This is a genomic window from Devosia riboflavina, assembly GCF_000743575.1.
In the GTDB taxonomy this organism is placed as follows: domain Bacteria; phylum Pseudomonadota; class Alphaproteobacteria; order Rhizobiales; family Devosiaceae; genus Devosia; species Devosia riboflavina.
Genome location: NZ_JQGC01000001.1, coordinates 418,640 through 436,043, shown reverse-complemented (window position 1 = coordinate 436,043; position 17,404 = coordinate 418,640). Strand labels below are relative to the sequence as shown.

Annotated in this window: 16 protein-coding genes; 14 read left to right on the top strand and 2 right to left on the bottom strand. The window is 62.7% G+C overall.

Annotated features, from left to right (window positions below):
• Positions 1-389: 389 nt before the first annotated feature.
• The 8 genes from JP75_RS01860 to JP75_RS01825 all read left to right on the top strand — a co-directional run bounded on the left by JP75_RS01860 (position 390) and on the right by JP75_RS01825 (position 8,303).
• Positions 390-1,967, top strand: coding sequence for an ABC transporter substrate-binding protein (locus JP75_RS01860; RefSeq protein ID WP_035078237.1), 1,578 nt, complete (start codon positions 390-392; stop codon positions 1,965-1,967).
• A gap of 71 nt (positions 1,968-2,038) precedes the next feature.
• The gene (locus JP75_RS01855) at positions 2,039-3,019 is read left to right on the top strand and encodes an ABC transporter permease (protein WP_035078235.1); all 981 of its coding nucleotides are present in this window, start codon (positions 2,039-2,041) and stop codon (positions 3,017-3,019) included.
• A gap of 4 nt (positions 3,020-3,023) precedes the next feature.
• Positions 3,024-3,965 carry an ABC transporter permease gene (locus JP75_RS01850; RefSeq protein ID WP_035078232.1) on the top strand — a complete coding sequence of 314 codons (942 nt, stop codon included), beginning with the start codon at positions 3,024-3,026 and terminating at the stop codon, positions 3,963-3,965.
• Positions 3,965-5,605: an ABC transporter ATP-binding protein gene (locus JP75_RS01845; protein WP_035078229.1), complete on the top strand. Its 1,641-nt coding sequence runs from the start codon at positions 3,965-3,967 to the stop codon at positions 5,603-5,605. Before JP75_RS01850 ends, JP75_RS01845 begins: the two co-directional genes overlap by 1 nt.
• Before the next feature lie 16 nt (positions 5,606-5,621).
• Positions 5,622-6,233, top strand: coding sequence for a TetR/AcrR family transcriptional regulator (locus tag JP75_RS01840; RefSeq protein ID WP_035078226.1), 612 nt, complete (start codon positions 5,622-5,624; stop codon positions 6,231-6,233).
• Positions 6,234-6,285: 52 nt separating this feature from the next.
• Entirely contained in the window at positions 6,286-6,804 is a 519-nt protein-coding gene (locus tag JP75_RS01835) for a sigma-70 family RNA polymerase sigma factor (protein ID WP_035078222.1), read from the top strand.
• Complete coding sequence (locus JP75_RS01830; protein ID WP_341872258.1) at positions 6,804-7,568, top strand: anti-sigma factor family protein; 765 nt, start codon at positions 6,804-6,806, stop codon at positions 7,566-7,568. The genes JP75_RS01835 and JP75_RS01830 overlap by 1 nt, the downstream gene beginning before the upstream one ends.
• A 12-nt stretch (positions 7,569-7,580) precedes the next feature.
• On the top strand, positions 7,581-8,303 hold the full coding sequence (locus JP75_RS01825; protein ID WP_035078218.1) for a Bax inhibitor-1/YccA family protein: 723 nt from the start codon (positions 7,581-7,583) through the stop codon (positions 8,301-8,303).
• 72 nt (positions 8,304-8,375) lie between these two features.
• On the opposite strand, the gene JP75_RS01820 is transcribed toward JP75_RS01825, so the two are convergent.
• Positions 8,376-9,542 carry a hypothetical protein gene (locus JP75_RS01820; protein ID WP_035078215.1) on the bottom strand — a complete coding sequence of 389 codons (1,167 nt, stop codon included), beginning with the start codon at positions 9,540-9,542 and terminating at the stop codon, positions 8,376-8,378.
• 11 nt (positions 9,543-9,553) lie between these two features.
• Positions 9,554-10,525, bottom strand: coding sequence for an aldo/keto reductase (locus JP75_RS01815; RefSeq protein WP_035078212.1), 972 nt, complete (start codon positions 10,523-10,525; stop codon positions 9,554-9,556).
• A 193-nt stretch (positions 10,526-10,718) separates the two neighbouring features.
• Here JP75_RS01815 and JP75_RS01810 point away from each other — a divergent pair, with 193 nt between their 5' ends.
• From JP75_RS01810 to JP75_RS01785, 6 genes are all read left to right on the top strand, one after another.
• A complete protein-coding gene (locus JP75_RS01810) occupies positions 10,719-11,723 on the top strand; it encodes a GntR family transcriptional regulator (protein WP_035078205.1) in 1,005 nt (334 codons plus the stop codon).
• Positions 11,724-11,747: 24 nt separating this feature from the next.
• Positions 11,748-13,286, top strand: coding sequence for an ABC transporter substrate-binding protein (locus JP75_RS01805; protein WP_035078201.1), 1,539 nt, complete (start codon positions 11,748-11,750; stop codon positions 13,284-13,286).
• Between the two features lie 66 nt (positions 13,287-13,352).
• On the top strand, positions 13,353-14,525 hold the full coding sequence (locus tag JP75_RS01800) for a M24 family metallopeptidase (RefSeq protein WP_035078198.1): 1,173 nt from the start codon (positions 13,353-13,355) through the stop codon (positions 14,523-14,525).
• Between the two features lie 30 nt (positions 14,526-14,555).
• Positions 14,556-15,536 carry an ABC transporter permease gene (locus JP75_RS01795; RefSeq protein ID WP_035078192.1) on the top strand — a complete coding sequence of 327 codons (981 nt, stop codon included), beginning with the start codon at positions 14,556-14,558 and terminating at the stop codon, positions 15,534-15,536.
• Positions 15,537-15,541: 5 nt separating this feature from the next.
• On the top strand, positions 15,542-16,396 hold the full coding sequence (locus JP75_RS01790; RefSeq protein WP_035078564.1) for an ABC transporter permease: 855 nt from the start codon (positions 15,542-15,544) through the stop codon (positions 16,394-16,396).
• Between the two features lie 16 nt (positions 16,397-16,412).
• Entirely contained in the window at positions 16,413-17,357 is a 945-nt protein-coding gene (locus JP75_RS01785; RefSeq protein ID WP_035078189.1) for a succinylglutamate desuccinylase/aspartoacylase family protein, read from the top strand.
• Positions 17,358-17,404 lie beyond the last annotated feature (47 nt).

The following is a 17,404-nucleotide window of genomic DNA, read 5'->3' as shown; positions in this document are numbered from 1 at the left end:
CAAGCACAGGAGAAAAGCCAGAGCCAACAGCGGGATATTCGGGAAATGGGCAGGGCAACGGCGCGATGGCTTCCGCCCGCCTCCGGGGAGCTATTCCAGCGGTCGCGCGAATTTTTATGCGGGCATGGAAGAAATCCCATCTTCCATCCGTATACATGACGTGCAAAACAGCACGTCATGTATTTTTGAAGAATTCTTTCGGTAAATTGCCGAACTGATTTCATAAAGTGCGTTCGGTGCAGTGTTTATAACAGCTTTGTGGTGCGGTTGTGACTATTGCGCTGCGGTTTGTGCAATTGCGCTCCTGATAAAATTGGGCTTTCGTATGCTCCAAGCCTTCCAAACATCTATTTCGAGAAGGCGTATATTCAGGAACGGAGAGAACGCTAATGCACACTTCACTGACTCGCATTGCCGTGGCGCTTGTCGCTTCGACCATGCTCGCCGGTGTGGCCAATGCCGAGACCATCCGCTGGGCCCGCTCATCGGATGCGCTCACGCTGGACCCGCATTCGCAGAACCAGGGCAATACGCACACGCTGGCCCACCACATCTATGAGACGCTGGTCGGCCGCGACAATGCCGGCATCCTGACGCCACGCCTCGCCACCGAATGGGCACTTAAGGAAGGCGACGACACCGTCTGGGTGTTCAAGCTGCGCGAAGGCGTCAAATTCCACAACGGCGCCGACTTCACCGCCGAGGACGTGGTCTACTCCATCACCCGCGCCAAGAGCGAATTCTCGAACATGAAGCAGCTGCATTCCGTGGTGGAAGGCGTGACTGCGGTCGACGACTATACCGTCGAGTTCCAGATGGCCGGCCCCTCGCTCATCTACCCGAACAACCTCACCAACACTTTCATCATGGACAAGACCTGGGCCGACGAGAACGATCTCGCCGTCGTCCAGGATTTCGCCAGCGGCGCCACCAACCATGCCGTGCTCAACACCAATGGCACCGGCCCCTATACGCTGGTGTCGCGTGAAGTCGACGTAAAGACCGTCCTCGCGTCCAACCCGGAATGGTGGGGCGAAGCCCCGGCCGTGACCGGCGTCGAGTACCTGACCATTGCCGATGCGCAGACCCGCATCTCGGCTCTACTCTCGGGTGAAGTCGACATCGTGCAGGACGTGCCGCCGCAGGATATCGAGCGTCTCTCCTCGACCGAAGGCTTCAAGGTCGAAACGGGCCCCGAAAACCGCTTCATCTATTTCGGCTACAAGTTCGGCGATGCGCCGCTGAAGTCGTCCAACATCACCGATAGCAACCCGTTCAACAATCCGCTGGTGCGCGAGGCCATGGAACTGGTGCTCGATCGCGACGCCATCCAGAAGGTGGTGATGCGCGGCCAGTCGATCCCGACCGGTATCCCGAACCCGCCATTCGTGGCTGGCTGGACCGAAGAACTCGACGCCTATCCCGCGCCGAACGTGGAACGTGCCAAGGAACTGATGGCCGAAGCCGGCTATGCCGATGGTTTCACCGTCACCCTCGACACGCCGAACAATCGTTACGTCAACGACGAAGCGATCTCGACCGCCTATGTCGGCATGCTCGGCCAGATCGGCATCCAGGTGACCCTGGCCTCGCGTCCGGTCGCCGAACACTCGCCGATCATCCTCGCCAACGAGTCCGACTTCTACCTGCTCGGTTGGGGCGTTCCGACCTTCGACAGCGCCTATGTGTTCAACGACCTCGTGCACACCAAGACCGAAACACACGGCACCTACAATGTCGGCCTCTATACCAATCCCGAGCTCGACGAGAAAATCATCTCGCTCGGCACCGAGAGCGACCAGGCCAAGCGTGACGCGAGTGTCGCTGACATCTGGGCCACCGTTAAGGCCGACCGCGTCCTGCTGCCGGTGCACAACCAGGTGCTGGCCTATGCGATGCGTTCCGGCGTGACGCTGCCGGTTCAGCCGGAAAACCAGCCGAACATGACCACGGTCACCTTCGAGTAAAGCGCTGAAATCCCGGGCCGCCGCGTGGAGTTTTTATGCTCTAGCGGCGGTCCGCCTTTTAAGGGGCGCCCATGCTTGCCTTTATCGCCCGACGGCTCATGCAGTCCGTCATCGTCATGCTTGTCGTGGCGTTTATTGCCTTCCTCGTCTTCCGCTATGTCGGTGACCCGCTGGCGAACCTGCTCAGCCAGGACGCGACCATGGCCGACTACGAAGAGGCGCGCGAACGCCTCGGGCTCAACCAGCCCTTCTACGTCCAGTTCTACCACTTCGTGGTCAACGCCCTGCAGGGCCAGTTCGGCGTGTCCTATCGCCTGCAGCAGCCTGTCAGCCAGTTGATCCTCGAACGCCTGCCGGCAACCATCGAGCTTGCCGTCGCCTCCTCGATCATTGCGCTCGTCTTCGGCGTCTTCCTCGGCGTCTATACCGCACTCAAGCAGCGCGCCTTTTCGACCGGCGTCATCATGACCCTGTCGCTGATCGGCGTATCGCTGCCCACCTTCCTCATCGGCATCGGGCTCATCTATGTCTTTGCCGTCGAGTTGAAGTGGCTGCCGTCCTTCGGGCGCGGCGAGGTCATCCAGATCGGCTGGTGGCGCACGGGTCTGCTCACCCAGTCGGGCCTGCGCTCACTGATCCTGCCGGCGATCACGCTGTCGCTCTTCCAGTTGACGCTGATCATGCGCCTCGTGCGCGCGGAAATGATGGAAGTGCTCCGCACCGACTATATCCGCTTCGCCAGGGCCCGTGGCCTCAGCTCGCGCGCCATCAATTTCGGCCATGCGCTGAAAAACACCATGGTGCCGGTGATCACCATTACCGGCCTGCAGCTGGGCTCGGTCATCGCCTTCGCCATCATCACCGAGACGGTGTTCCAGTGGCCGGGCGTCGGTTCGCTCTTCGTCAATTCGGTGGCTGCGGTCGATGTGCCCGTCATGGCCGCCTACCTCGTCTTCGTCGCGCTGGTTTTTGTCATCATCAACCTCATCGTCGACATCCTCTATTTCATCGTCGATCCGCGCCTGCGCGACGGCGCCAAATCCGGGAGGTAGCATCGTGACCGATCTGCCCCAGTCCCCTCCAAAAACCTCGCGCTGGAAAACCTTCCTTCGCTCGGACATCGTCTGGTCCTATCGCCGTTCGCCGGTCACGGTGGTCGCTTCCATCGTGGCGTTCCTCCTGATCTTCATGGCGGTCTTCGCGCCGCTTTTGGCGCCCTACAATCCGTTCAATCCGGCAACCCTCAATCTCATGGACGGCTTCACGCCGCCCAATTCCAGTTCCATGGGCGGGCGCTACTTCACCCTCGGGACCGACAGCCAGGGCCGCGACGTGCTCTCGACGATCATGTATGGCTCGCGCGTCTCGCTCTTCGTTGGCGCCATGGCGACGCTCTTCGCCATGGTCATGGGTGTCGGCCTCGGCCTCGTCGCCGGCTATGTCGGCGGCCTCTGGGACGCCGTCATCATGCGCGTCGCCGACGTGCAGCTCTCGTTCCCCGCCATCCTCATTGCCCTCCTCATCTTCGGCGTTGCCCGCGGCATCATTCCGCCCAACCAGCAGGAAGGCGCGGCCATCTGGGTGCTCATCATCGCCATCGGCCTTGCCAATTGGGCGCAGTTCGCCCGCACAGTGCGCGGTGCAACCATGGTCGAGCGGCAGAAGGATTATGTGGCGGCGGCGCGCATTTTGGGTGTCAATCCGTTCATCATCCTCCTTCGCCATGTCCTTCCCAATGTCGTCGGTCCGGTGCTGGTCATCGGCACCATTGGCCTTGCGCTCGCCATCATCGAGGAAGCAACGCTCTCCTATCTCGGCGTCGGCGTACCCCCGACCCAGCCGTCATTGGGAACGCTGATCCGTATCGGCCAGCAGTTCCTGTTCTCCGGAGAGTGGTGGATCCTGCTCTTCCCCGCCATCACGCTGGTGCTCTTGGCGCTCTCGGTCAACCTTCTGGGTGACTGGCTGCGCGACGCCCTCAATCCGAAGTTGCGCTGATGACCACACCTGTTCTGTCCATTAGAGATCTCGTCGTCGATTTTCCGTTCCACGACGAAGTTTTTCGCGCGGTGAATGGTGTCTCTTTCGACATCATGCCCGGCGAAGTCGTCGGCGTCGTTGGGGAATCGGGCGCCGGTAAGTCGATGACGGGGTCAGCCGTCATCGGCCTCATCGAGCGGCCCGGCCGCATATCGAGCGGCGAAATCCGCCTCAAGGGCGAGCGCATCGACAATCTAAGCGAACCCGAAAAAGCAAAACTGCGCGGCAAGCGTATCGGCATGGTGTTCCAGGACCCGCTGACGAGCCTCAATCCGCTCTACACGGTTGGCCGACAGCTCGTCGAAACCATCCGGGCCCACCTGCCGCTCAACGAAGCGGAAGCGAGACAGAAGGCCATCGACCTCCTCACCGAGGCGGGCATTCCCAAGGCCGCCGAGCGCATCGACTCCTATCCGCACCAGTTCTCGGGCGGCATGCGGCAGCGCGTGGTCATTGCACTCGCCATCGCCGCCGAGCCCGAACTGATCATCGCCGACGAACCGACCTCGGCACTCGACGTCTCGGTGCAGGCCCAGATCATCAAGGTGCTGAAAAAGCTCTGCACCAATCATGGCGCCGCCGTCATGCTCATCACCCACGACATGGGTGTCATCGCCCAGACGGCCGATCGGCTCGTGGTGATGCATCACGGCAAGGTGGTCGAGACCGGCACCGTGGGCGACATCATCCGCCGTCCACGCGAGCCCTATACGGTCAAACTCATCGACTCGATCCCGACCATCGAGCGCAAGGAAGGCCAGATCGCCGCGGCGACACCGGCCAATGACGACAGCGCCTATGTGCAGGTGAAAAACCTCGTTCGCGATTTCGAACTCGGCCGCGGCAGTTTTACCAAGCTCATCCCAGGCAAGGTCGAAATGTTCCGGGCGGTCAGCGATGTCAGCTTCTCGATCCCAAAGGGCCAGACTTTTGGGCTCGTGGGCGAAAGCGGTTCGGGCAAATCGACCTGCGCGAAAATGATTGTGGGCCTCGTGCGTCCGTCCTCGGGCCATATTACGGTCGATGGCCACGACATCTGGGCCGGTGGCGCCGGACATAAGGAGCGCCGCAAGCGTGTGCAGATGATCTTTCAAGATCCCTATGCCAGCCTCAATCCGCGCTGGCGGGTGAAAGATATCATCGCCGAACCCATGCGCACGCTTGGCCTTGCCCGCAACAAGACCGAAGTCGAGCACCGCGTAGCCGAACTCCTCAACAAGGTCCGTCTCGATCCCTCCGTCATGCGCAAATTCCCGCATGAATTCTCCGGCGGCCAGCGTCAGCGCATCGCCATCGCCCGGGCCCTTTCGAGCCAGCCCGAGTTCATCGTCTGCGACGAGCCGACCTCGGCCCTCGACGTGTCAGTGCAGGCGCAGGTGCTGGACCTGATGAGCGAATTGCAGTCCGAATTCGGGCTGACCTATCTCCTCATCAGCCACAACCTCGCCGTCGTGCGCCAGATGTCGACCTCCGTCGGCGTCTTGCACAATGGCGTGCTCGTGGAACGTGGACCAACCGACGCGATCTTCGACAGTCCGCAGGCCGACTATACGAGAATGCTTCTGGACGCCGTTCCAGACATCTCAAAAGTCGCCTGAGCGAGGCGTGCAAAAGATGAAGTCCCTCGAAGCACAGCGACGCAGGCACATCATCAATTGCACGATCGCCGTTCTGGTGCGGAACGGCGTCGTTGGCACCTCGCTCTCGCAGGTGGCGTCCGAGGCGAAAGTCGCCAAGGGCATCATCTGCTACTATTTCGGCAGCAAGGACGGCCTTTTCGACGCTGTCCTTGCAAGCGTGCGAGAGCGCATGGTGGACGCCGTCGTCGAAGATGCCGAAACTCTCGACGACGAATGGCAGCGCGTCGCCGCCTTCGTCACCGGCCACCTGCGCTATGTCCGAAAGCACCGCGCCGAAGTGCTGGCCCTGCGCCATCTCGCATCCACGCGGGCCGGGGGCTCGGAAGTCTCCGACCACCTCGCCATCTGGCGCGAACAGAAGGACTGGCTCGTCGGCACCCTGACGGCCGGGCAGGACCGCGGCGCCTTCAAGCCTTTCGATGCCGGCGTCGTCGCCACGGCCATATCAGGCGCCCTCGAAAGCGGCCTCCTTCAATGGGCCCATGACGCGACGATCGATCTCGATCTCTATGCGGGCCAGCTCCTCGACCTCTTCGAGCCCGGCGTCCGCGAACCCGCGCCCGAAGCCCAATTGGTTTCGGCGTAAGTTTTTCTCTTCCACGATGGAAGAGCCCAGCGGTTTTGTCCGTATATAGCGCATGGTCCCGCCAAAGCCCCGCAAATCCGAGGTCATGAACGAGCTTCCGGCTCTGCGCCGCTATGCGCTGAGCCTGACGCGGCATCCGACCGATGCCGAGGATCTCGTGCATGACGCGCTGGTGCGGGCGATGGAACGCAGCGTCACCTACAATCCCGCGGGCAACCTCCGCGGTTGGCTGATGTCCATCCTCCACAACCTGCACATCGACCGCGTCCGCTCCGGCAAGAGTTCGGCAGCCCGCGACCGCGATTTTGCCGCCCAGACCGCCGAAACCCTGCCGCCCAACCAGCTCGATAGCGTGAGGCTCAATCAGGTGCGCCGCGCCTTCGATACGCTGCCCGACGAGCAGCGCGAGGCCATGCATCTGGTGACCATCGAAGGCCTCAGCTACGAGGAGGCCGCCGCAGTGCTCGGTGTCCCCGCCGGCACGGTGATGTCGCGCATTTCGCGCGGAAGAGAGGCCCTGCGGCGCTGGGAAAGCGGCCCGGCCCTGAGACTGATCAAAGGAGGCGAATGATGCGGAACATTGAAACCGTAGACCCCCTGGAACTTGCGGCCTATGTCGACGACCAGCTCGACGTCTCGCGCCGTATCGAAATCGAGCACTGGCTCTCCCAGAACCCCGATGTGGCGGCCCAGGTCATGACGGACCTGCGCATGCGCGATGAACTGCGCCTGGCCCTTGCCGGCGACGAAGTCCCGCCCATGCCGGCGACCAGCGAAATGGCCCGTCGCCTCGAAGGTCGCCTCCACCGCGGCCAGTTCTTCCGTCGCCTGCGTCCCCTTGCGGCCGCGTCCTTCCTCCTCAGCGCGGGCTGGATCGCTCATGCGCAGCTTGGCGGCACCGTGCCGGCCCAGGCCTCCAGCGCCGTGCCGGAATATGTCACCGCCGCCGTCGAAGCCCACCACATCACGACCCTCCGCGCCGGCATGCATTCGCAGCCGCGCGTTACCGATTATGACCCGGCCGAACTCCTCGCCGAGACGGCCATCCGCATGCCAAAGCTGCCGGCCGGCTGGTCGGTGACCGATGTGCAGGTCTATCCCTCCCATTTCGGCCCCAGTGTCGAGCTTGCCGTCAATGCCGGCGAACTCGGTGCCGTCTCGCTCTTTGCGGCGCGGCCGGGCCAGTTCATCGTGGAGCGTCCCTCCACGCGCCATGTCGACGATACGACCACGGCCTATTGGCAGTTCGGCGACATTGCCTATGCGCTCGTTGCGAGCGCTCCGCCCGGCGAGGTGTCCCGCGCCGCCGGCTCCCTTTTCGATTCCTTATACTGACGGAGACTGACGATGGCTTTGCAGCCACAAACGCGCTGGAGCAATCCGGCATCCACCATGTCCGGTGCCGCCTTTGACGAGGGCCTGCGCAAGCACATGCTGCGCGTCTACAATTATATGGGCCTTGGTCTCGTCATTACCGGCCTCGTCGCCTTCTTCGTCGGCTCGACCCCGGCGCTCTATGTGCCGATCTTCGGCTCGCCGCTCAAATGGGTGGTGATGTTCGCCCCGCTCGCCTTCGTGATGTTTTTTTCGTTCAAGGTCAATTCGATCTCGGCCGGCGCCGCACAGACCATGTTCTGGGCTTTTTGCGCCGTCATGGGCCTCTCCATGGCCTCGATCTTCCTGGTGTTCACCGGCGCCAGCATCGCCCGCACCTTCTTCATCTCGGCCGCCATGTTCGGCGCGATGAGCCTTTACGGCTATACGACCAAGACCGACCTGACCAAGTTCGGCTCGTTCCTGATCATGGGCCTCGTCGGCGTCGTCATCGCCTCGATCGTCAACATCTTCCTCGGCTCGAGCATGCTGCAGTTCATCGTTTCGGTGGTCGGCATCCTCGTTTTCCTCGGCCTCACCGCCTGGGATACCCAGTCCATCAAAGAGCAGTTTGCCGAAAACAACGGCGCTGAAGCCAACCAGAAGCTCGCCGTCATGGGCGCGCTGTCGCTCTACCTGAGCTTCATCAACATCTTCCAGCTTCTCCTCAGCCTCACCGGCCAGACGGAAGAATAGGCGCTTCCAGGCACCCGAAATAAAAGGCCGGCGAGATCGCTCTCGCCGGCCTTTCCTTTTGCAGTCAGCCGATCAGGCCTTCCAGTATTTCTTGAGCGTCGTCGACGTGTGCATGTTGTCGTAGAGGAAGCTCCAGAAGTCCTTGCGCTCTTCCGGCGCGACAGTCTTCCACACCTCGTGTACGGCCATGTCGCCGCCGTAATAGGCGTAGACGAACGGTGCCCTGAGGTTGTGGCTGAGGAAGGCGAGCCGCGAGCGCACTGTCACCGGGTCCTGCAGCGCCTTGTCGGCCATGATCGGCACGATCTCATCAAGGCTCATCCCTTGCGCGTGCATCATCCAGGCCGCATTGCAGCGCATGGCGCTCCGCAGACGCTGCAGCGCCACGCCCAGTTCGTCCTCGGGCCCATTGACCCAATCGAGGAAGAACATGCCATTGTCGGCAATGCCTTCGAAAAGCGCGCTGCTCGCCGAACTCGTTACCACCTGCGCCCCGTCAAGCGGCATCTTGCCCTCGAGGACATAGCGCTCGCGCAGGTTCATGTGCACCAGATGCCCCGGGAACACTTCGTGCGTCGCCAGATGCTTCAGCGAAAACCGAGTGTACGGGAAATCGAGGTTCAGCAGCACTTTTCGCGTTGGGTAGTCGCAATAGGCCGAGAAGGGCACGGCCGTGACACCTGCAGGCTCCATCCATTCATGCGAGAAGGGATACATGCTTGCCGTCACGCGTTCTCGACCCTCCAGGATCAGCGCCTTCAGTTCAGCCAGAACGGCTTCCCTCGGCACGCGCGCCTGTGCTTCCCAGCGGTTGAAATCCTCGCTGAGGCTGCCGCCCGCATAGCCAAGCTCATCGAGCTTTTCGCGGATAGTCTGGCGATAGCCTTCCAGCTCACTGTCCGGCACGAGCTGCGTCTCAACCCGGATCTGCCGGGCCACGCGGTCAGCAAAGCTGATCGGCTTTTCCTCAAACGTCGTCACCAGCGCCAGGAGCGAGTCGATCATCTCGGCGACATAGCCACCACGCAACTGCGTTTCCGCCTCGCCGGCATTCCGCACCGCCAGCGCTTCGAGCTTTTCCCGAGCCTCGGCATAGTCGCGCAGCTTGATCGGCTCGACTTCGGCCATGGCGACTGGGATCAGGCCTTCCTTGTCCAAAAAGCCGTCGCTGCGCGGCGTGCTGCGATAGAGCGCGTCGATGCCGGCCGTCAGGCCCGCCAGTTCATTGCCAATCAGCATGGCCAAAACTCCTATTGGTGGCCGGCAACCGGCTTGGGATAGTAGGGGGCTTCCATCAGCGCCACATCCTCGTCGCTGAGCTTCACCTCAAGCGCAGCGACGGCATCATCGAACTGATGGAGCTTGGAAATGCCGACGATAGGCGCGGTGATCCCCGGCCTTGTGGCGACCCAGGCATAGGCGATCTGGGCCGGCGGCCGGCCATGGCGCTCGGCCACGGTGCGCACGGCAGCAACAACGGCATCGTCCTGTTCACGCGACCGATCATAAAGCGCCGAGGCGGTCTTGTCGGTCTGCGAACGCGTCGTATCGGCGTCGGTGCGGGCCGCCAGACGCCCGCGGGCGAGGGGGCTCCAGGGGATGACGCCAATACCTTCCGAGCGGCAGAGCGGCAGCATTTCGCGCTCTTCCTCGCGATAGATCAGGTTGTAGTGCGGCTGCATGGACACAAAGGGCGCCCAGCCATTGGCGCGCTGCATGCCGAGCGCCTTCATGAACTGCCAGGCGTGCATGGAGGAGGCGCCGAGATAGCGCACCTTGCCGGCGCGAACGACGTCATTGAGTGCATCCAGCGTCTCTTCGAGCGGGGTGCCATAGTCGAAGCGATGCAGCTGGTAGAGGTCGATATAGTCGGTACCCAACCGCTTCAGGCTGCCGTCCACGGCCTCAAAGATGTGCTTGCGCGACAGGCCCCGATCGTTGGGGTCGCCGCTCATCGGATTGTAGAGCTTTGTCGCCAGCACAAGGTTCTGCCGCTTCCGCGCGGACAGCACCTTGCCGACCACCTCTTCGCTTGCACCGGCCGAATACATGTCCGCCAGATCGAAGAAGTTGATCCCGTGGTCCACGGCCTTGTCGATGATCGGCCGCGAGGCCGCTTCATCCAGCACCCATGGGGCCCAGGTTGGCGAGCCGAAGGTCATGCAGCCGAGCGCCAGCTGCGACACTTTCAGGCCCGTCCGGCCCAGGTTGGTATATTCCATTAGTACACCTCAAGACGCAGAAAACGACCGGCAAACGGCGATAGCCCAGCGCAAAAGCCGGTAAAATTCGCCTGATTTCATGCATTTGTGCACATTCGTGCAGCGAAATCAAACGGTGTGCAAAAAAATTGCAGACCCTATTGCGGTGTCGGGAACTCGTGGTTACGGTCAGTGTATCAACGTGGTAGAACACATGTTCACGATAGACGCGTCCAGCATCGACAAGTCGCTTCCCGTCCCGGTCGGGACGCAATTGCATGGGCTCTTGAGCTACGTGCTGGCCTTCAGCGACATGCCCTATGGCACCAAGCTGCAATCGGTCCGGCAGCTCGCGAGCGAGCTCGGCATCGCCCCGATGACCGTCAGTCAGGTTTATCAGCAACTCCGCGATGAAGGCCTGATCGAGATGCGCGCGGGCCTTGGTGCCTTCACGGCGCGCGACCCGTTGGCGCTCGCCGCCTCAGGGCAGCCGATCAATGCCCTCCGTGCCGATATCGAGGCCATCCTCTCCAAGGCCGAGGCGCTTGGCGTCTCGTCCATGGCGCTGGTGTCGATGATCAATGCCGGCGCGCAGATGCGCCGCCCGGCCACCGGGCTCAACATCGTCTTTGTCTGCATCTTCGAAGGTCCGGGCCGCGACTATGTCGAGGAAATCCGCCCCGCGCTTGCCAGCAATGACCAGATCGAACTCGTCACGCTCGACAGCATCCGCGCCGATGGTCCGCAGCGCCGGGCCTGTGCCGCCGCCGATATCGTGCTGACCTTCAGCCACAGGGAAGCGGAAGTGCGCTCCCTCGTCGAAGGCGGCGAAGTGCTCGGTCTGCGCTTCATCCCTTCGCAGCGCACGCGGCAGAACCTTGCGGGCCTCGACTCCCGCGCCCGCGTCGCCGCCATCACTCACTTCAAGGAATATATCGCGATCATGCGCCCCAGCGTGCGCGAGTTCGCGCCGCACATTTCCGACATCCGCGTCACCTGGTCCTCCGCGCCCGATCTGGCGGAGGTGATCGAGGGGTCGGACGCCGTCGTCTACGCTTCCGGCGCTGATCACGTGGCCCAGCTCGTGCGGCCCGGCGTGCAGTGTTTCGAATATCGCCACGCGCCCGATACCGGCGCTCTCGACACCATTCTGGCTCCGCGGCTCGCCGATCTCAGGCGCGCCAAGGGTGGTCAGCTAGCGGGCCGACTATCCGCTTAATTAGTCACAGCAAGGGAACAGGGAATGAAGAAATTTTTGTTGACGACCAGCGCCTTGATAGCGCTGAGCCTCATGCCGGTGCAGACCGTTTTCGCACAGGACAGCAACGCGCTCATCGTGGGGATGGACGTGGATGCCGGTACGCTCGATCCGCGCCTGATGCGCGATACGACAGCCTCGCGCACCGCTGACCTGATCTATTCTGGTCTCGTTCACATCACCCCGAGCCTCGAACCGGTGCCGGACCTGGCCGAAAGCTGGGAAACGCCCGATCCGCAGACCTTCATCTTCAAGCTCCGCCCGGACCTGAAGTTCTCGGATGGCAGCCCGCTGACCGCCGATGACGTCGTCTATACCTATACGACGCTGGTCAATCCCGACTTCAACGCCCCGAGCCGCGCACTCTATGCGCCGATCTCGGCCGTCGAAGCCGTCGGTCCGCAGACCGTGAAGTTCACGCTCTCTGCGCCCTATGCACCGCTCCTCACCTATCTCGATATCGGCATCGTGCCGAAGGCCCTCGTCGAAGGCGGCACCGATATCGCGCTCAACCCGGTCGGCGCCGGCCCGATGAAGCTCGTCTCGTGGAACCGCGGCAGCGAGATCGTGCTCGCAGCCAACGAAAACTACTGGCGCGGCAAGCCGACGATCGAGAACGTCACCCTCAAGATCATCGGCGACAACTCGGCCCGTTCGCAGGCTTTCGAAGCTGGCGATCTCGACGTCATCCAGTCTCCTCTGGCCCCGCAGGATATCGAACGCCTCAAGGCCGATGACCGCTTCGGCAATGTCATCACCGCCGGTCTCGGCGTGAACTACCTCAACTTCAACGTCAACGATCCGCTGCTGTCTGATCCCAAGATGCGCCAGGCCTTCGCCAAGCTCGTCGATCAGGCAACCATCGTGAACGACATCTACCAGGGCGTCGATCAGGAAGCACACTCGATCATCCTGCCATCGTCCTGGGCCTTCTCGGATGCCATCGCGCAGCCGACCTTCGACATCGAAGCGGCCATTGCCCAGTTCAACGAACTCGGCTGGACCGACAGCAATGCCGACGGCGTACTCGACAAGGACGGTAAGGACCTCGAAGTGGTTCTCTCGACCCACAGCGAAGACACCAACCGCGTCCAGAGCGTCGAGTTCCTGCAGGCTCTGTTTGAAGCCGCCGGCGTCAAGGCAACCGCCCAGATCAGCGACTGGCCGTCCTTCTCGACCAACTACGTGCAGCAGGGCAAGCACCAGATCGCGCTCCTCGGCTGGCTCAACATCGTCGATCCCGATCGCCTGATGTTCGCCCAGCTGTCCACGGGTGGCCCGACCAACTGGGGTGGCTATTCCAACCCTGAAGTCGACGCGCTCCTCCAGGAGGGCCGTTCGACCCTCGACCAGGCTGGCCGCGCCGCTGCCTATCAGAAGGCCGCAACCATCCTGGCCGAAGAGCTGCCCTACTACATCATCTCGGCTCAGGGCTATCAGCTGTTCTACGCCAAGGACCTGCCGGTCGAAGTGCAGGCCACGCCGCGCGGCAATCTCCGCGGCCTGATCGGCTTCACCGACTGATCGTGACTATCCCGGCCGGCGCTTCGGTGCCGGCCGGCCTTGTGGCCCCACTCCAAGGACATCGCCATGGCCTTCTCCCAGCGCCTCAGCGCCGACTATTACGCATCCGTACATCGCGACATTCGTGCGCGCATGGCCGAAGACGGCGTCGACGTGCTGCTGCTCGATTCCAATGACGACGTCATCTACACGACCGGCTTTTCCCACTACACCACCGAGCGTCCCGTCGTTTTCGCGCTGACGCAAACCGATGCCTACCTGCTGATCCCCGAGCTTGAGCGCCACCATGCGCTCGACCAGAAGACCGCAGCCGAACTCGTCGTCTATTTCGAATTCCCCGGCCGCGACCGGCCCTTTGCCGTGCTCGCCCGCACTGTCGGCGACATCAAGGGCACCGTCGCGCATTCACCGGGCATCTCTCTCGCCCGCGTCGGCCAGATCGAAGCGGCCTTCCCCAATGCCAAGGTACGCGCCTCCGGCATCGTGGGCAAAATGCGCCTCACCAAGCGCCCTGAAGAACTGGTGCTGCAGCGCGAAGCCGCGCGCATTTCCGACTCCATGGTTGCCGCCGGCGTCGCCGTCATCGACGAGGCGCTCCGCACCGGCAAAACCATGCCGACCGAAATCGAGATCGAGGCCCACATCATCCGTCATGCGCTCGATACAATGTATCGCGAGCACGAGGACATCATGCTCGTCCAGGGCATTGCCGGTGGGCTTGTCTATTCCGGCCTGCGTTCCGCTTTCCCTCACGGAATGCCGACCGGCCACCGCCCGCAACGCGGAGAAAGCATGATTCTTTCTCTCGGCTGCCGGGTGGGTGGGCGCGCCGCCGAAAGCGAGCGCACCTTCATTCTGGGCGAGCCGAGCAAGGAGCAGGAACGCTTCTACAATCTGGCCCAGCAGGCCCAGGCCATCGGCACGATGGGCCTGATTGCCGGCGCCACCTGTTCCTCCGCCGACGACCGAGCTCTCGGCTTCATCCGCGAGCAGGGCGTCAGCGAATTCTGCCTCCATCGCGTCGGCCACGGCATGGGCGTCATGTTCCACGAGCCGCCGTGGGTGGAAGGGGGCGACGACACTCTGCTTCTCCCCAACATGGTCTGCTCCTCCGAACCCGCTCTCTACGTGCCCGGCCTCGGCGGCTTCCGCCTTGCCGACACGGTTCTCGTCACCGGACAGGGGCCCGATAGCCTCACCAAGTACCCCCGCAAGCTCGATGAGGTGATCCTTGGCTGAGCGTAATCCAGTCCCGCAGAGGCAAAGCCAATGGTAGCCTATGTCATCCGCAGGCTCCTGCTGCTCATCCCCATGGCCATCGGCATGGTGGTGGTCACCTTCGGCCTCTTGCTCATTATCCCAGGCGATCCGGCCGCCGTCCTCCTCGGTCAGGACGCGACGCCAGAAGCGATCGAAACCCTGCGCAATACGCTGGGCCTGAATGACCCCTGGTACATCCGCCTCTGGGACTACTTCGCCTCGCTGCTGCAGGGCGATATGGGCCGCTCGATCTTCCAGAACCAGCCGGTCTCCGAGATCATCCTCGGCCGCCTCGGTGCGACCATCGAACTCGCCGTCGTCGCCCTGATCCTTGCGACCCTCATCGGCCTGACGCTCGGCGTCCTCGCGGCGATCCGCCAGGGTACGTGGGTGGATACGGTCACCATGCTCTTTGCCCAGCTTGGCGTCTCCATGCCGGTCTATTGGCTCGGCCTCCTTTTGATGCTGCTCTTTGCCGTGCAGCTCGGCTGGCTCCCCGCCATCGGCCGCGGCGTGCCGCTGCCCGAAGCTTTCCTTGCCGCCATCACCGGCCGTCCGCAGGTTCTCTGGGATTCGATCGGCCACATCGCCCTGCCGGCGCTGGCCCTCGCGGCAAACTCGGCGGCCATCATCTCGCGCCTCGTTCGTGTCTCCATGCTCGAAGTGCTGCGTGAAGACTTTGTCCGCACCGCCTATGCCAAGGGCCTGCGCAAGGGGCGCGTCGTCATCCGCCACGCCCTCCGAAACGCACTCCTGCCGGTACTCAGCGTCATCGGCCTCCGCTTCGGTGCCCTCCTTGGTGGCGCCGTGCTCACCGAATCCATCTTCGCCTGGCCCGGCCTCGGACAGCTCACCATCGCCGCGATTTCGCAGCGTGACCTGCCGCTGATCCAGGGCATCGTGCTCACCTTCGCCATCGTCTTCGCGCTCGTGAACCTGGTGGTGGATCTTCTCTACGCAGCGGTCGACCCGCGTATTCGGTTGGGTTGATGATCATGCGTTTGCCTAAAGCCTTCACCAATGTGTCGCTCGTCGTCGGCGCGCTGATCTCGCTGACCATCATCCTCCTCGCCATTTTCGCGCCCTATGTCGCGACCCATGGCATCGAGCAGATGGACATGCGCAACCGCTTCGATGGCCCGACCATGGAGCACATCCTCGGCACCGACAATTTCGGTCGTGACCTCTGGTCCCGCCTCGTCTTCGGCGCCCGCATCTCGCTCACCATCGCCGTCATCGCAGTGACGGTCTCGGCTGCCATCGGCACCGTGGTCGGTCTCGTCGCCGGCTATTTCGGCGGCTGGGTCGATCAGGTCCTGATGCGGATCACCGATATCTTCCTCGGCTTCCCGGCCATCGTCCTGGCCCTCGCCATTGTCGCGGTTCTCGGCCCGGGCATCATGAACGTGTCGCTCGCGATCATTGTCGTCGCCTGGACCGAATATGCCCGCGTCGTGCGCTCGACGACCCTGGTGCTGCGCGAACAGAACTATGTGCAGGCGGCCAAAGCCATCGGCGCCAGCCCTGCCCGCATCATCTTCCGGGAAATCCTGCCCAACGCTTTGGGCCCGATCATCGTGCTGGCCTCGCTTGGCCTCGGCACGGCGATCATCTCGGAATCGGCCCTGAGCTTCCTCGGCTTCGGTCTGCCGCCACCGGCCCCGACCTGGGGATGGACCCTTGCCTATGGCACCCGCTTCATGCGCGACGCGCCGTGGCTCTCCATCGTCTCGGGCGCGACCATCATGGTGACGGTGCTCGGCTTCAATCTACTCGGCGATGGTCTGCGCGATGTGCTCGACCCCCGCCAGCTCTCTCGCGGCGGCGGCAAGTCCGCCAAGGCAAAGTAACTAAAGGAATATTCGAATGGTCAAATCCATCAACCAGCTTCGTCCCAAGTTCACGACGCATGCCGATGGCAGCGATGCAGTGCTGTTCATCCATGAGCTGGTCGGCGAAGAGGATGGTCCCACCATCGGCATTTCCGCCTCCATCCACGGCAACGAGAACACCGGCTCCCAGGCCATTCTCGATCTCTATCGCGCGCTAAAGGACCAGCCCCTCAAGGGCCGCATCCTCTTGCTGCCGGTCGCCAATCCCTATGCCTTCGCCGTCAACGAGCGCTTTGCTACCATCGACAAGGTCGATCTCAATCGCCAGTTTCCGGGCAATCCCAAGGGCACCTATTCCCAGCAGCTCGCCCACGCGATGACCAATGAGTTCCTCAATGTCATCGACGTGCATATCGACCTGCATTCGGGCACCGATCGCCCGACCGTCGACTACGTCTACATCTGGAACGACGAGCGCCTGTCGCGCGCCTTCGGCTCAAAACTCCTCTACCGTCCGGTCGAGAACAAGCAGGGCACCGTCTTCGGCGGCACCACCAAGTCGGTGACCATCGACACCCGCAATATCCCGGTGGCCGTGATCGAGCTCGGCGGCGGCATTGTCGACCAGACCCCCTATGTGAAGCAGACGGTCGACGGCGTGCTCAATATGCTGAAAACCATCGGCGCCATTCCGGGCGATCCGTGGACCAATCCCAAGCAGATCGTCGTCAACGAACTGGCCGGCATCCGCCCGACCCAGGGCGGCTGGCTCGAACCGCTGGCTCCGGCCAATGGCGAAGTCATCAAGGGCGGCCAGCTCCTTGGTCGCGTCGTCAGCCCCTACACGTTCGAAGTGCTCGAAGAGATCCCGACGCCCTTCGCCAATGGCGTGATGATCATGCAGCACCTCACCCGCAATCTCGTCCACAGCGGCGACTACGGTTTCATGGTCGGTAACCTCGAAGGCTCCACCGACTAAGACGCGCGAAAGCGACCCCAAACATGCCGGGCGTGCCCCACTAGCCC

Excerpts from the sequence above, each read along its gene's own strand:
- JP75_RS01860 (WP_035078237.1), top strand. The coding sequence starts at position 390 with ATGCACACTTCACTGACTCGCATTGCCGTGGCGCTTGTCGCTTCGACC.
- JP75_RS01855 (WP_035078235.1), top strand. The coding sequence starts at position 2,039 with ATGCTTGCCTTTATCGCCCGACGGCTCATGCAGTCCGTCATCGTCATG.
- JP75_RS01845 (WP_035078229.1), top strand. The coding sequence starts at position 3,965 with ATGACCACACCTGTTCTGTCCATTAGAGATCTCGTCGTCGATTTTCCG.
- JP75_RS01840 (WP_035078226.1), top strand. The coding sequence starts at position 5,622 with ATGAAGTCCCTCGAAGCACAGCGACGCAGGCACATCATCAATTGCACG.
- JP75_RS01835 (WP_035078222.1), top strand. The coding sequence starts at position 6,286 with ATGGTCCCGCCAAAGCCCCGCAAATCCGAGGTCATGAACGAGCTTCCG.
- JP75_RS01830 (WP_341872258.1), top strand. The coding sequence starts at position 6,804 with ATGCGGAACATTGAAACCGTAGACCCCCTGGAACTTGCGGCCTATGTC.
- JP75_RS01825 (WP_035078218.1), top strand. The coding sequence starts at position 7,581 with ATGGCTTTGCAGCCACAAACGCGCTGGAGCAATCCGGCATCCACCATG.
- JP75_RS01820 (WP_035078215.1), bottom strand. The coding sequence starts at position 9,542 with ATGCTGATTGGCAATGAACTGGCGGGCCTGACGGCCGGCATCGACGCG.
- JP75_RS01815 (WP_035078212.1), bottom strand. The coding sequence starts at position 10,525 with ATGGAATATACCAACCTGGGCCGGACGGGCCTGAAAGTGTCGCAGCTG.
- JP75_RS01810 (WP_035078205.1), top strand. The coding sequence starts at position 10,719 with ATGTTCACGATAGACGCGTCCAGCATCGACAAGTCGCTTCCCGTCCCG.
- JP75_RS01805 (WP_035078201.1), top strand. The coding sequence starts at position 11,748 with ATGAAGAAATTTTTGTTGACGACCAGCGCCTTGATAGCGCTGAGCCTC.
- JP75_RS01800 (WP_035078198.1), top strand. The coding sequence starts at position 13,353 with ATGGCCTTCTCCCAGCGCCTCAGCGCCGACTATTACGCATCCGTACAT.
- JP75_RS01795 (WP_035078192.1), top strand. The coding sequence starts at position 14,556 with ATGGTAGCCTATGTCATCCGCAGGCTCCTGCTGCTCATCCCCATGGCC.
- JP75_RS01790 (WP_035078564.1), top strand. The coding sequence starts at position 15,542 with ATGCGTTTGCCTAAAGCCTTCACCAATGTGTCGCTCGTCGTCGGCGCG.
- JP75_RS01785 (WP_035078189.1), top strand. The coding sequence starts at position 16,413 with ATGGTCAAATCCATCAACCAGCTTCGTCCCAAGTTCACGACGCATGCC.